Source organism: Nocardia sp. CA-145437 (assembly GCF_050956485.1).
Classification (GTDB): domain Bacteria; phylum Actinomycetota; class Actinomycetes; order Mycobacteriales; family Mycobacteriaceae; genus Nocardia.
In genome coordinates this window covers 2,284,018-2,296,276 of the sequence record NZ_CP191204.1, presented here as the reverse complement: position 1 = coordinate 2,296,276, position 12,259 = coordinate 2,284,018, and the positions used below count along the sequence as shown (strand labels likewise).

Annotated in this window: 11 protein-coding genes and 2 pseudogenes; 3 read left to right on the top strand and 10 right to left on the bottom strand. The window is 66.3% G+C overall.

The window, feature by feature from the left end; genetic code table 11:
* Positions 1-18 precede the first annotated feature (18 nt).
* Both ACQPYY_RS10220 and ACQPYY_RS10215 read left to right on the top strand, forming a co-directional pair.
* Entirely contained in the window at positions 19-627 is a 609-nt protein-coding gene (locus tag ACQPYY_RS10220) for a hypothetical protein (RefSeq protein ID WP_433593553.1), read from the top strand.
* The gene (locus ACQPYY_RS10215; protein ID WP_433593552.1) at positions 624-3,740 is read left to right on the top strand and encodes an ATP-binding protein; all 3,117 of its coding nucleotides are present in this window, start codon (positions 624-626) and stop codon (positions 3,738-3,740) included. The genes ACQPYY_RS10220 and ACQPYY_RS10215 overlap by 4 nt, the downstream gene beginning before the upstream one ends.
* 6 nt (positions 3,741-3,746) lie before the next feature.
* Here ACQPYY_RS10215 and ACQPYY_RS10210 read toward each other — a convergent pair whose 3' ends face one another.
* Positions 3,747-4,385: a Uma2 family endonuclease gene (locus tag ACQPYY_RS10210; RefSeq protein ID WP_433593551.1), complete on the bottom strand. Its 639-nt coding sequence runs from the start codon at positions 4,383-4,385 to the stop codon at positions 3,747-3,749.
* Between the two features lie 187 nt (positions 4,386-4,572).
* Between ACQPYY_RS10210 and ACQPYY_RS10205 the strand changes: the two genes are divergently transcribed.
* Entirely contained in the window at positions 4,573-5,322 is a 750-nt protein-coding gene (locus ACQPYY_RS10205; protein WP_433593550.1) for an SGNH/GDSL hydrolase family protein, read from the top strand.
* Between the two features lie 142 nt (positions 5,323-5,464).
* On the opposite strand, the pseudogene ACQPYY_RS10200 reads toward ACQPYY_RS10205, so the two are convergent.
* The 9 genes and pseudogenes from ACQPYY_RS10200 to pyrH form a co-directional block, all read right to left on the bottom strand.
* Positions 5,465-6,532 (bottom strand): annotated as a pseudogene (locus ACQPYY_RS10200) (RNA polymerase sigma factor); the annotation flags it as partial.
* 204 nt (positions 6,533-6,736) lie between these two features.
* On the bottom strand, positions 6,737-7,171 hold the full coding sequence (locus ACQPYY_RS10195) for a phage tail protein (protein ID WP_433593549.1): 435 nt from the start codon (positions 7,169-7,171) through the stop codon (positions 6,737-6,739).
* 130 nt (positions 7,172-7,301) lie between these two features.
* A complete protein-coding gene (locus tag ACQPYY_RS10190; protein ID WP_357281544.1) occupies positions 7,302-7,739 on the bottom strand; it encodes a 2,4'-dihydroxyacetophenone dioxygenase family protein in 438 nt (145 codons plus the stop codon).
* A 10-nt stretch (positions 7,740-7,749) separates the two neighbouring features.
* Positions 7,750-7,962 (bottom strand): annotated as a pseudogene (locus tag ACQPYY_RS10185) (fatty acid desaturase); the annotation flags it as partial.
* Positions 7,963-7,983: 21 nt separating this feature from the next.
* A complete protein-coding gene (locus ACQPYY_RS10180) occupies positions 7,984-8,328 on the bottom strand; it encodes a hypothetical protein (protein ID WP_433593548.1) in 345 nt (114 codons plus the stop codon).
* Between the two features lie 233 nt (positions 8,329-8,561).
* The gene (gene rlmN, locus ACQPYY_RS10175; protein ID WP_357281548.1) at positions 8,562-9,671 is read right to left on the bottom strand and encodes a 23S rRNA (adenine(2503)-C(2))-methyltransferase RlmN; all 1,110 of its coding nucleotides are present in this window, start codon (positions 9,669-9,671) and stop codon (positions 8,562-8,564) included.
* 99 nt (positions 9,672-9,770) lie between these two features.
* Positions 9,771-10,724 carry a phosphatidate cytidylyltransferase gene (locus ACQPYY_RS10170; protein WP_433593547.1) on the bottom strand — a complete coding sequence of 318 codons (954 nt, stop codon included), beginning with the start codon at positions 10,722-10,724 and terminating at the stop codon, positions 9,771-9,773.
* Between the two features lie 58 nt (positions 10,725-10,782).
* Positions 10,783-11,340: a ribosome recycling factor gene (gene frr, locus ACQPYY_RS10165; RefSeq protein WP_213556998.1), complete on the bottom strand. Its 558-nt coding sequence runs from the start codon at positions 11,338-11,340 to the stop codon at positions 10,783-10,785.
* A 37-nt stretch (positions 11,341-11,377) separates the two neighbouring features.
* Complete coding sequence (pyrH, locus tag ACQPYY_RS10160; RefSeq protein ID WP_357092686.1) at positions 11,378-12,112, bottom strand: UMP kinase; 735 nt, start codon at positions 12,110-12,112, stop codon at positions 11,378-11,380.
* Positions 12,113-12,259: the final 147 nt, after the last annotated feature.

Below are 12,259 nucleotides of genomic sequence, written 5' to 3'. Positions count from 1 at the left end.
AAAGGTACCGGAAACCAGATGTCCATCGACCGTCTGACGCTGAATGAGCGCTGTGTCCTGTTCGTATTGATGGCGGAAGCGCGAGAACTCACCAACGCCGAGCTTCACGAGGCGGCGGGCATCAAGCTCGACGGCAGGAACCGCAGACATCTCAATGACCTCGACCTGGTCGCCAGCACGATGGTGAACCGCGCCTTCCTACACGAACTCACCGACCGGGGTGCGGTGTGGTGCGCCGAGGAGCTGTCACGCGAACGGCCGGACAAGTCCGGGAGCGCGGGCGGAGCCCTGTACTCCGTGCTGGCCGGGCTGCGTCGCCACCTCGACGACACCGGGCAGTCCCTGGCCGATGTCTTCCGGCCGGATGTGGCCGGGCAGGTCGAAGCGGCGTACCTGGAACTGACATCCGGGCGCGGCATCGCGATCCGGTTGACGCACTTGCGCGAACGGCTGAACGAACTGCCCAGGGGTGAGATCGACAGGGCGCTCGAATTGCTGTCGCGCCGCGAAGATGTCCATATTCGGGCCGAATCGGACCAGCGGACGCTCACCGATCGGGATCACACGGACGCGCTCGTATTGGGGGGCACCGCAAGGCATCTGCTCGCGATCGAGGTGTCACGGTGAACGAGGAGCAATACCACGCGCTCGCCTCGGTTCAGTTCAGCAGCGCGCTGGGGCCCGATGCCGTGTGGAGCCCGATGACCTATCATGTCGACGGCCTGCATCCACGAGCGAGCGACGTCATCACCCGCGCTGTCACCGCCGCCACGAACCGGCCGGGCATCACACCGACCGGCATTGCCCTCACCGGTGACGCCGGTGTCGGTAAGACACATATGCTCGGCTGGCTCAGACATCATGTGCAGCAACAGGGCGGTTCGTTCTTCATGCCCAAACTGCTCGACGGCCGCTCGTTCTGGACCGGCGCGGTGCACGGGGTCGTGACCCGCCTATCGGATTCCGATGGCGGACAACTCGGCCGGATGCTCGACCTCCTCGCCGAGCGCACCCACTGTGGTTCCGAGCTCCGGATGCGCCTGCGCGGCAACATACCCTTGAGCCGAGGAGACCTGGATACCTTCGTGGAACGGGTAGCCGAGCTGGATCCCCATGTCGTACTCGAATGCCAGGACACGCTGCGGGCCCTCGTCCTGTTCCAGGCGAACGGCAAGGAGCAGAAGGAGATCGGCCGTAGCTTCCTGATCAATGAGGAGGGCATCGACAATGGCGAACGCGTTGCCTGGGGCTTTCGCGATGGCGCGCGGATTCCGCAGCTGATCTTCAATGACCTGTCCCGGCTGTTCGCCCTCACCGGCCCGATCGTGCTGGCCGTCGATCAAATCGACAGCGTGATAGCCAGATCCGGGCAGTCCGGCAGAGACGAACTCGCCAATCAGCTCGCGGATGGACTCATGCGCATGCGGGAGGAAACCACGCGGACTCTGATCGTGGCCGCGTGTATTCCGAGGTCGTGGGAGCTTATCGCCACCCGCGCCGTGAATTCCGCGGTCGACCGCTTCACCCGAGTCGACCTGTCGACCGCGATGCCGTCCGCCGCCGTCGCCCGGGCGATCGTCGAACGCCACCTCGGAACCCTCTACGGTGAATCAGGTTTCGAACCGCCCTACCCCACCTGGCCGGTACGGCCCGTGGCGTTCGATGACGTCTCGGTCCCCAGCCTCACGCCGCGCAGGCTCCTTCAGCTGGTCGAAGAGCATGTGCGGCGATGCCTGGACGCGAACACGGTCAGTGAGCTCGAGCAGTTCGGCAAGCCATCCATGGACACCGCACGGATCGCGACGCCACCGACGGCCGGCGACTTGAGTCTGTGGGACGACCGATTCGCTGCCTTGCGGGATATGGCGGACATCCTGAACCCGCTGGATCCAGAACGCGAGGACGAGCGGATGCCCGCGTTGATGGACGCCGCACTGCGCTGCTACATCCGCGAACAGAATGCCAGCGGTGCAGAGCTGACGATCGATCCTCGGACCAAGGTCCAGCCCGCCCTCCACGGCCGGCTGCGCCGCACCCTCGACGAAGCCACAGAGGACGAAGAGCACTGGAGCTTCCGAGCCATCGCACATGGCCATCATTCGGCGGTGCTGTCCCGTCTGCGGTCGGCCTGCCTCGAGGCGGAGATCGAACCGGGCAGCCCGAAGCGGCATCTGGTCGTCCTGCGCAACACCCCGTTCTCCTCGGGAAAGGCGACGGCGAAGGCGGTTGCCGAGATGGAGGCCGCGCACGGTATCGCGATCCCGATCTCGGAGGACGATCTACGAACCTTCACCGCGCTGGAATCCCTGCTCACCGACTTCCGGATGACACCGGGGTTCGGGGATTGGCTCGAGGCCCGACGTCCGGCTACCCGAACCCATCTGTTCGATCAGTTCCTGACGCCGACGACCGGCGATGCGCCCGTGCCGCAACGGAACGGCATAACGGAACCGGGCATCGAACCGTTGGAGATCGACACACCGGCCGCCGCAGTCACTGACGACCCACCGGCCGAGCCGTCGATCACGCTGGGCCGGGATGCCAAGACCGGCAGGGCATTCCACGTCCCGCTGATCCAGTTGCGCAAGCACGCTGTCATTTTCGCCGGCAGCGGGTCGGGAAAGACCGTCCTGCTGCGGCGACTGGTGGAAGAAGCCGCATTACACGGTGTTTCGTCGATTCTGGTCGACACCAACAATGACCTCGCCCGTCTCGGCGACCCGTGGCCGTCGCCGCCGGGCACCTGGTCCCCGAACGACCCCGAACGGGCCGCGCGCTACTTCGCCGAGGTCGACGTGGTCGTCTGGACGCCACGTCGTGAGGCCGGACGTCCGATAGCGCTGAACCCGCTGCCCGACTTCGAGGGAGTGGTCGACGATCCCGATGAGTTCCGGACCGCCATCGACGCATCGGTCGCCGGTCTCCTACCGCGGACCGGCCTGGCCGGACGCAAACTCCCTACCGGGACCGCGGTCCTGACCGAGTCACTGACCTACTTCGCCAGGCGCGGTGGCAAGGAACTGGGTGACTTCGTGGAACTGCTCGCCAACCTTCCGGACGATGTCAGCACGGTCCGGAAGGCCGCTCAGCTTGCCCAGGAAATGGCCGACCAGTTGCACGCGGCCATGATCAACGATCCCGTCTTCGGCGGCGCGGGCCAGCGCCTCGATCCAGGAGTCCTGCTGACCCCGGCAGGCGACAGCAGAGCGCGAGTGTCGGTGATCAGCTGCATCGGGCTCGCGACACCCGAGCAACGGCAGACCTTCGTCGGTCAGCTGGAGATGGCACTGTTCGCCTGGATCAAGCGCAACCCGGCGGCCGACCGCCCGCTCGGCGGACTGTTGGTTCTGGACGAGGCACAGACCTTCGCGCCGTCGCGCCACACGACACCGTCCAGCGCCAGCACGCTCACTCTCGCGACACAGGCACGCAAGTACGGGCTGGGACTCGTGTACGCGACCCAGGCGCCGAAAGCCCTGCACCCCATGGTCACCGGCAATGCCGCCACCCAGATCATCGGTCTGCTGAACGCGCCGGTGCACATTCAGGCCGCCCAGGAGCTGGCCCGCGCCAAAGGCGGTCGGCTGGACGATATTTCCCGCTTGCCCGCCGGGCGCTTCTACGGCGCCACCGAGGGAGTCGGCTTTACCAAGATCAATGTGCCGATGTGCCTCAGCCATCACCCATCGAGCGCTCTCACCGAGGAGGAGGTGCTCAGACGCGCCCGCGGTGCGCGCTGAGAAGTATCAGTCCAGACCGATATCCAGTCGATTCCAGCTGATCGTGACGTCGAGCGGATCGGCGACGTCGACAGCCAACGCGTCGCCGCGCGCCCGCAGCGACATGTTCTCGCTGATGTAGGTGCCGTCCGCGGTCAGCCTGAGCATCTCAATGGACGCGGCGGGGCCGTCGTCCTGGACCATGCGGACGATCCAATAGGAGGGGATACCGAGTCTCGCGTACTCGGCCCGCTTTTCGACCAGGTCCGCGGTCACGGTGTTGGGAGATACGACCTCGACGACCAGTAAGGTGTCCGAAGCCATCGGCTTCGTCTTCCATCTCCCCCGCGGCTCGTCGATACAGCGATAGACGATGGCGTCGGGCCGCTTGTAATGGAACGGGACCTCCGAGATCAGCATGTCGAGTTCACCGCTCGCACGCAGGCATGGCAGATCACCGGATCGTTTGGACACCGCCTCGCGCAGCGCCCCTTTGATGTTGTCGCTGATCGCAACATGATTGGGCGACGGAGACTCACAGTGCACGATCATGCCGTCGCGAATTTCCACCGTGCGGGCGATGTCTTCGGGCATGGCCAGATACATCGCCATGTCGACGATCGGGATTGTCGTACGCAGCCACGACCAGTCGTCAGCCTCGGTCACGCGCCACAGAATACTCCAGCGACGGCTCCGGTCATCCAACCCGCGAGAGCGGCCGCTCAGCGGCGGCGGGCCGAATCGATAACGATTCCGCCAACCAACCTACCGGGTGGTAGGTCATCTTCTAGGGTCGGCGGCGATCCCCTCCCCGCTCTGCCACCAGGACTCTGCCTTGAAACTGAAACACTGCTTGTCCGCAATTGCGATGATCGCCGCCGCATCCCTGACCAGCATCACCCCGGCCACCGCCGACAGCGGAAAGTATGTGGCGCTCGGCGATTCGTATGCGGCGGGGGTGGGCATCTCGACCATTCTCGACAAGAGCTGTTCCCGGTCGGACCGCAACTACGCACATCTGTTCGCGGCTCAGCGCGGGTATGCGCTCACCGATGTCACCTGCGGGGGCGCGACCATCGACTCGGTGACCAGCACTCAGCTCTCCGCGGTCACCGCCGACACCACGCTGGTCACCCTGGGCGTCGGCGGCAACGATATCGGCTTCGGGCAGCTGGTCAAGGACTGTGTGCTCGCAGGCACCCTCGGAACAGGCAGCGGCACAGGCAGTCTCGCGACGGGCAGCGCCAGCGGCAGCGCGGGTGCGGTCGCCGAATTGGTGGCGGGCTGCAAGAACAAGTACGGCCCGGAGATGCCCGGGCGCCTCTCGATGACCGCCGCCAAGCTCGCCCAGCTGCTCGCCGCCATCCGCACCCAGGCCCCGCAGGCCCGCATCGTCCTGGTCGGCTACCCGAAGATCCTGCCCGACAACGCATCCCTGTGCGCGGGCCGCCAGCCGGTCCTGGCCGCGGACGCCGACTGGATCCGCGACAGCGTGATCGGCGGCCTCAACACCATGCTGCGTTCCCAGCCCGGTACCACCTACTTCAGCACCTACGAGCTCTACGACGGCCACGACGTCTGCGAGGCCATCCCGGACCGGTGAGTCAACGGCACCTCGGTCGACAACGGCGAAGGCGCGCAATTCCATCCCAACCAGTACGGTCACGCCGCCACCGCGCAGCGGATGATCGCGACCCTCTGACGTCCGAAGCCGGGCGGCCGATCCGCCCGGCCACCCGCCCGCGCTACTCCAGGTAATCCTGCAGCAACTGCGAGCGCGACGGATGCCGCAGCTTCGACATCGTCTTCGACTCGATCTGCCGGATCCGCTCGCGCGTGACGCCGTAGATCTTCCCGATATCGTCGAGGGTCCGGGGCTGCCCGTCGCCCAGTCCGTAACGCAGGCGCACGATTCCGGCTTCGCGCTCGCTGAGCGTGCCCAGCACCGCCTGCAGCTGCTCCTGCAGCAGGGTGAACGCCACCGCCTCGACCGCGACGACGGCCTCGGTGTCCTCGATGAAGTCGCCGAACTGGCCGCTGCCCTCGTCACCGATCGTCTGGTCCAGCGAGATCGGTTCCCGGGCCATCTGCTGAATCTCCAGCACCCGCGCGGCCGTGATGTTCAACTCCTGCGCGAGCTCCTCGGGCGTGGCCTCGCGACCCAGCTCCTGCAGCAGCTCACGCTGCCTGCGCCCGAGCTTGTTGATGATCTCCACCATGTGCACGGGAATGCGAATGGTGCGCGACTGGTCGGCCATGGCACGGCTGATCGCCTGGCGAATCCACCACGTGGCATAGGTCGAGAACTTGAATCCCTTGCTGTAGTCGAACTTTTCGACCGCGCGCACGAGACCCAGATTGCCCTCCTGGATCAGATCCAGAAAGGCCATGCCCCGCCCGGTGTACCGCTTGGCGATCGACACCACCAGACGCAGATTCGCCTCGAGCAGATGATCCTTGGCCCGGACGCCATCACGCACGATCCAGGTCAGATCGCGGCAACGCGCGGCGGTGAGACCGGACGGCCCCTCGGATTCGATCCGCAGCTTCTCCGCCGCGTACAGCCCCACCTCGATCCGGACCGCCAGATCGACCTCCTCCTCCGCGGAGAGCAGGGGAACCCGGCCGATCTGCTTCAGATACGCCCGCGTCGAATCCCCACTCGCGGTGAGCCCGGCTTCCTTGCGCGCCCGGCGCACGGCCGGGGACTCGTCCTCGTCCCAGATCCCGGCGTCGGTGTCGGCGCTCTCCGTCCCGCCGTCTGCGAAATCCCGGTCATTCGTTTCGCCTGCGGTCGTTGCCACATGTGCCTCTCCGAGAAATTTCGGGCGGCATCGCGATTCGAGAACAGGACCGCAGAGAGGCCTCGAGCGGCTCGGCAATCGCCGGGCCTGCCGTCAGGCTACTGGTTTTCAGCCGATATCTCGCGGCTCCCACCCCGGGCGATACGGAGCGCGCCGGCCGACGTCCTCGGGTCAGGCGGCGACCGTCGGTCGCCGCCTCCCGACCGCGACCGGTCAGGCCGCCATGTGGTGGAGGTTCTCGCAGACCAATGTGACGCTGTTGTACAGCATTTCGCCGGGGCCGTCCCGCAGGGCGGAGACCTCGATCTTGGACGGCCACGCGTGCTCGAGCAGGTAGCACGGAACCGGGGTGCCCTCGTGGTCGTACATCGTGAGGGTGCAGTCGCGGCGCGCCACGGCCATCTGGCCGTTGCGCGCCGACTGGTGCCAGGCCCACAGGTCGGCGGTGCCGGTGCGGCCGCGGCACAGCGTGACCTGGGGCGGCTTGACCTTTCCGGGCAGTTGGATCGGACCGCCGCCACCGCCCTCGAGGTAGGACACCGGTTCGATCTCGGACACGATGCCGCCCAGGTCCGCGAAGGACGCGATCTGGAGGCCGTCGATGACGATGACGAAGGAAGAGATGGTCGTGAGCTGCGGCATTGCCATCATGCGCTCCTCGGCCGATCGGACGCCCGGCAAGCGTCCGCGTTCACCCCAGTGTAGGAAGCACGGGACGCCCGGCGACAGGAAATCGGCGGCTTGGCTACGTTTGGGCAACAATCCGCCGGTGGGAACGCTATTCGAGAATTCCGGTCGGGCGGGCGATACCGGCGACATCGCAGAGCGCGAAGTAGGCGTCCTGAATGGTCTTCGAATCGACGACACCCGTCACAGCGCCGTCGGCGTCGAGGTCGATGAACGCGCCCTCGACGATGAACAGGACATCGGCGTCCTCGGCGACCGTGAGGGTGTGAACAGACCCGGCGGGCTCGTGGATGAAGGTCCCGGCGGTGTAGTGGATGCCCTGCTCGGCGTAGAACCAGTCGCCGGAGAAGGTGTACGCGTTCACCGCGCCGGTGTGCTTGTGCGTGGGCAGGCTGAACCCGGCCTTGAACCGATTGCGCAGCACGAACCCCGACGGCGAGACGCGCAGCAACTGCAAGCCGACATCACCCGCCCACACCCAGGGGATATCGGCTTCGTTCACGTGCCCTACGAGCGGTTGCTGCAACATGAAGCAAACGCTAGGTCAAGCGCCCTCCCGGCGAAGGGAATCCGGAATATCGAGCCGGTGGCGTTCCATATCGGCAGTTGTAGGGCAGCCCGTACTGTGCGGCGAGGCCCCGGACTTGCCGGGAAACAGCCGGCAGCCGGTTGCTCGGTAGGTCCGGGAACAAATGGTGTTCGATCTGGTACCCCAATGACCCGGTCAAGATTCTCCCGACCGGACCGGACGGGAAGTTCGCGCTGCCGAGGAACTACCGGAGATACCACTCCCCCCGGGTCTCGGTGGCCAGGTCCCGTCGCGTGAATTTCTCGGCGCCGTCGGGGAAATGGCCGCAGAAGGTGACGATCTGCTCCCACATGTTCTTCGCGACGTTGGCGGTCAGGTTGGCACGGACGGTCGATTTCCAGTTCCGTGTCGACAAGGCGGGGAAGGCGACGTAGTCCTTGAAGAGCTGTTTGCTCGCCTTGCGGAGTATCTCCTCGCGGGCCCCCCGCAGCTCCTGCGGATCCTTGCGCCCCGCCACGACTTTCGGGATCTCCAGGTGATAGACGCACATCCCGAACTCGTAAAGCACCGAGACCGGTACGACGTACACGGCGTTGCCCAGTTCCTGATGTAGCGGGCGTCGCGCTCACCGAGGTCATGCTCCACCGACCGCCGGATCTCGTCGAGCCGGTCTCCGAACTCACGAACATCGTCGGATGTCAGGTGGGTGTAGGCCGCCACATCGGTGATGGCCCGCCAGAGTGGTTACCCACTGTTTGCTGGCACGGAAAGTCATGCCGGATAGCCGACTTGACCAAAGCCTGGCCGAGACCGGCGTCCGGGTCAGCCTTCCGCGGCGAGCTGGCCGCAGGCGGCGGCGATCTCCTGCCCGCGGGTGTCACGGACCGTGCAGGTGACGCCCTGCGCCTGGACCCGGCGAACGAACTCGTCCTGCACCGGCTTCGGGGAAGCGTCCCATTTGCTGCCCGGCGTCGGGTTGAGCGGGATCAGGTTGACGTGGACCAGCGGGCCCAGCGCCTTGTGCAGCTTCTTGCCGAGCATGTCGGCGCGCCAGCCCTGATCGTTGATGTCGCGGATCAACGCGTACTCGATGGAGACGCGGCGGCCGGACTTGTCGGCGTAATAGCGTGCGGCATCGAGGACTTCGGCGACCGGCCAGCGATTGTTGACCGGCACCAACGTGTCCCGCAGCTCGTCGTCGGGGGTGTGCAGCGAGACGGCCAGCCGCACCGACATGTCCTCGTCGGCGAGCTTGCGGATGGCGGGCGCCAAGCCGACCGTGGAGACCGTCACCGAGCGCTGCGAGATGCCGAAGCCCTCCGGCGACGGAGACGTGATGCGGCGGACCGCGTTCACCACGCGCTTGTAGTTGGCCAGCGGCTCGCCCATGCCCATGAACACGATGTTGGACAGGCGGCCGGGTCCACCCGCGACCTCGCCGTCGCGCAGGGCGGCCGCGGCGGCCCGAACCTGGTCGACGATCTCGGCTGTGGACAGGTTGCGGTTCAGACCGCCTTGACCGGTGGCACAGAACGGGCACGCCATGCCGCAACCGGCCTGCGACGAGATGCACAGGGTGTTGCGGTCGGGGTAGCGCATGAGCACCGACTCGAGCAGGGTGCCGTCATTGGCGCGCCACAGCGACTTGCGGGTGGTGCCGTCATCGCATTCGATGTGCCGGATCTCGGTCAGCAGCTGCGGGAACAGCGCCTCCGCGACCTTGGAACGCATCGCCTCGGGCAGATCGGTCATCTGATCCGGGTCGGCGACCAGGCGGCCGTAGTACTGGCGCGCGATCTGGTCGGCACGGAATTTGGGGAGGCCGAGCTCCTCGACCACCGCCTTGCGCTCCCGCGAATCGAGGTCGGCGAGATGCCGCGGCGGCATACCGCGGCGAGGGGCGTCGAAGACGAGGGGCAACGGGGTAGTCATAACCCTTCCAGTGTTCCATCCGAAACACGCGTTCGGCGCCGCGGGGTGCGATGCGCTCGTCACACCACCTGGACCAGGTGACCGAAGCCGCGCGATCGATCAGAGCAGGGCGGTCAGCACCAGCCACGCCACGAAAGCCGACGGCAGCATCGAGTCGAGCCGGTCCATGATCCCGCCGTGCCCGGGCAGCAGCGTGCCCATGTCCTTGATGCCCAGCTCCCGCTTCACCTGCGATTCGATCAGGTCGCCGCTGGTCGCCACCAGCACCAGCCCGACGCCCAGCAGCACGCCGATCATCGAATTCGCCTGCAGCAGCAGCGTCACCGTCAGCAGACCGCCGATCACGCAGAACACCAGCGAACCGCCGAAGCCCTCCCAGGACTTCTTCGGGCTGATGTGCGGCACCATCGGGTGCTTGCCGAACAGCACGCCCGCCACATAACCGCCCACGTCGGAGCAGACCACCAGGATCATGAAGGTCAGCACCCGCAGGTTGCCCTTGTCCTCGGACAGCATCAGCACCGCGAACGAGGCCAGCAGCGGAATCCAGGTGAGCGTGAACACCGAGATCGCGGTGTCGCGCAAGTAGTTTCGTGGGGTGGCCGTCAGGCCGTGGTCGAACAGCCGCCACACCATGAGGGTGAGCGCCGTCGCGCCGAACGCGCCCAGCACGCCCTCCGGTCCGACCGGCCAGGCCAGCCACACCACCGCCTGCCCGCCGATCAACAGCGGAATCCGGGGCACCAGCACGTCGGCCTCACGCAGCCGCTTGGTCACCTCCCAGGTGGCCACCGCCACCGCGACCGCGATCACGCCGACGAGCACCTTCGGGGCCCACAGCAGGATCGCGATCAGGGACAACCCCAGCCCGAATCCGACACCCAGCGCCGCGGGCAGGTTGCGGCCCGCCTTCGACGCGGGCGCGGTCGGCTTCCCATCCGAGGCGCCCTCGCCCGCATTGTCCGGTGTGGCCGAATTCGCGGCCGGCGGCTCGGCCGGCGATGCGGTGGCTTCCTCCGGCAGCTCGCCGGTGGCGGCAGTCTCTTCGGCCACGATTGTCCCGTCGCTCACTTGTCGTCCGTTCCCTACCCCCGGCCGAAGATCGGCCGTCCTAGACCTCGAGCAGTTCGCCTTCTTTGTGCTTCACCAGCTCGTCGATCTGCGCGACGTACTTCTGCGTGGTCTTGTCGAGTTCCTTCTCGGCGCGACCGACCTCGTCCTCGCCCGCCTCGCCGTCCTTCTGGATGCGGCCCAGCTCCTCCATGGCCTTCCGGCGGACGTTGCGGATCGAGATCTTCGCGTCCTCGCCCTTGGACTTGGCCAGCTTGACCATTTCCCGGCGCCGCTCCTCGGTGAGCTGCGGGATCGAGACCCGGATGATGTCACCGTTGTTGGTGGGGTTCACGCCGAGATCCGAATTGCGGATCGCGGTCTCGATCGGCTGCATCTGCGCCTGCTCGTACGGCTTGATCACCACCATGCGCGGCTCGGGCACGGTGATCGAGGAGATCTGGGTGATCGGCGTCATCGAGCCGTAGTACTCGACCACGATCCGCGCGAACATACCAGGATTCGCGCGACCGGTCCGGATCGAGGCCAGGTCGTCCTTCACCACCGAGACGGCCTTCTCGAACTTTTCCTCGGCGTCGAAGAGCGCTTCTTCAATCACGGCGTTTCCTCCACTGCGTCATGGTTCTTGTCGTCGGTCACGACCGGACCAGGGTGCCGATCTTCTCACCGGCGACAGCGCGGGCGATATTTCCCTTGGTCAACAAATTGAACACCAGCATCGGCATCTGGTTGTCCATACACAGGCTGAATGCGGTGGCATCGGCGACCTTGAGGCCCCGCTCCAGCGCTTCCTTGTGGGTGATCTGGGTGAACATGGTGGCGTCGGGGTCCTCCCGCGGGTCCGCGGTGAAGACGCCGTCCACGGCCTTGGCCATCAGCACCACTTCGGCGCCGATCTCCAGGGCGCGCTGCGCGGCGGTGGTGTCGGTGGAGAAGTAGGGCATGCCCATACCGGCGCCGAAGATCACGACGCGGCCCTTCTCCAGGTGCCGCTTGGCGCGCAGCGGCAGATACGGTTCGGCGACCTGACCCATGGTGATGGCGGTCTGCACCCGGGTGTCGATGCCCTGCTTCTGCAGGAAGTCCTGCAGCGCAAGGGAATTCATGACGGTGCCGAGCATGCCCATGTAGTCCGAGCGGGCCCGCTCCATGCCGCGCTCCTCGAGCTCGGCGCCACGGAAGAAGTTGCCGCCGCCGATCACCACGGCCACCTGGACGCCGTCCTCGACGACCTCCGCGATCTGCTCCGCGACCGCCTGCACCACATCCGGGTCGAGCCCGACACGGCCACCGCCGAACATCTCGCCACCCAGCTTGAGGAGCACTCGGCGATAGCCCTTGCGATCGGGGGCGGTATCCGGGTCCGTCATCGGTCTCCTTGTCCAGACGTTCGAGCGTGCGCAGGCACATGAAAAGACCATCCCGGCCGACGAATTGCACGGGACGGCAACAAAGCTCCATCCATCCTGCCTCACGACCGGTCACGAGCGTGAGGCGACCCTCGTATCGGCCTACCG

Bases quoted from the DNA above. Each gene is read 5' to 3' on its own strand.
- ACQPYY_RS10195 (WP_433593549.1), bottom strand. From the start codon at position 7,171: ATGGCAATGCCGCAGCTCACGACCATCTCTTCCTTCGTCATCGTCATC.
- ACQPYY_RS10220 (WP_433593553.1), top strand. From the start codon at position 19: ATGTCCATCGACCGTCTGACGCTGAATGAGCGCTGTGTCCTGTTCGTA.
- rlmN (WP_357281548.1), bottom strand. From the start codon at position 9,671: ATGACTACCCCGTTGCCCCTCGTCTTCGACGCCCCTCGCCGCGGTATG.
- ACQPYY_RS10190 (WP_357281544.1), bottom strand. From the start codon at position 7,739: ATGTTGCAGCAACCGCTCGTAGGGCACGTGAACGAAGCCGATATCCCC.
- pyrH (WP_357092686.1), bottom strand. From the start codon at position 12,112: ATGACGGACCCGGATACCGCCCCCGATCGCAAGGGCTATCGCCGAGTG.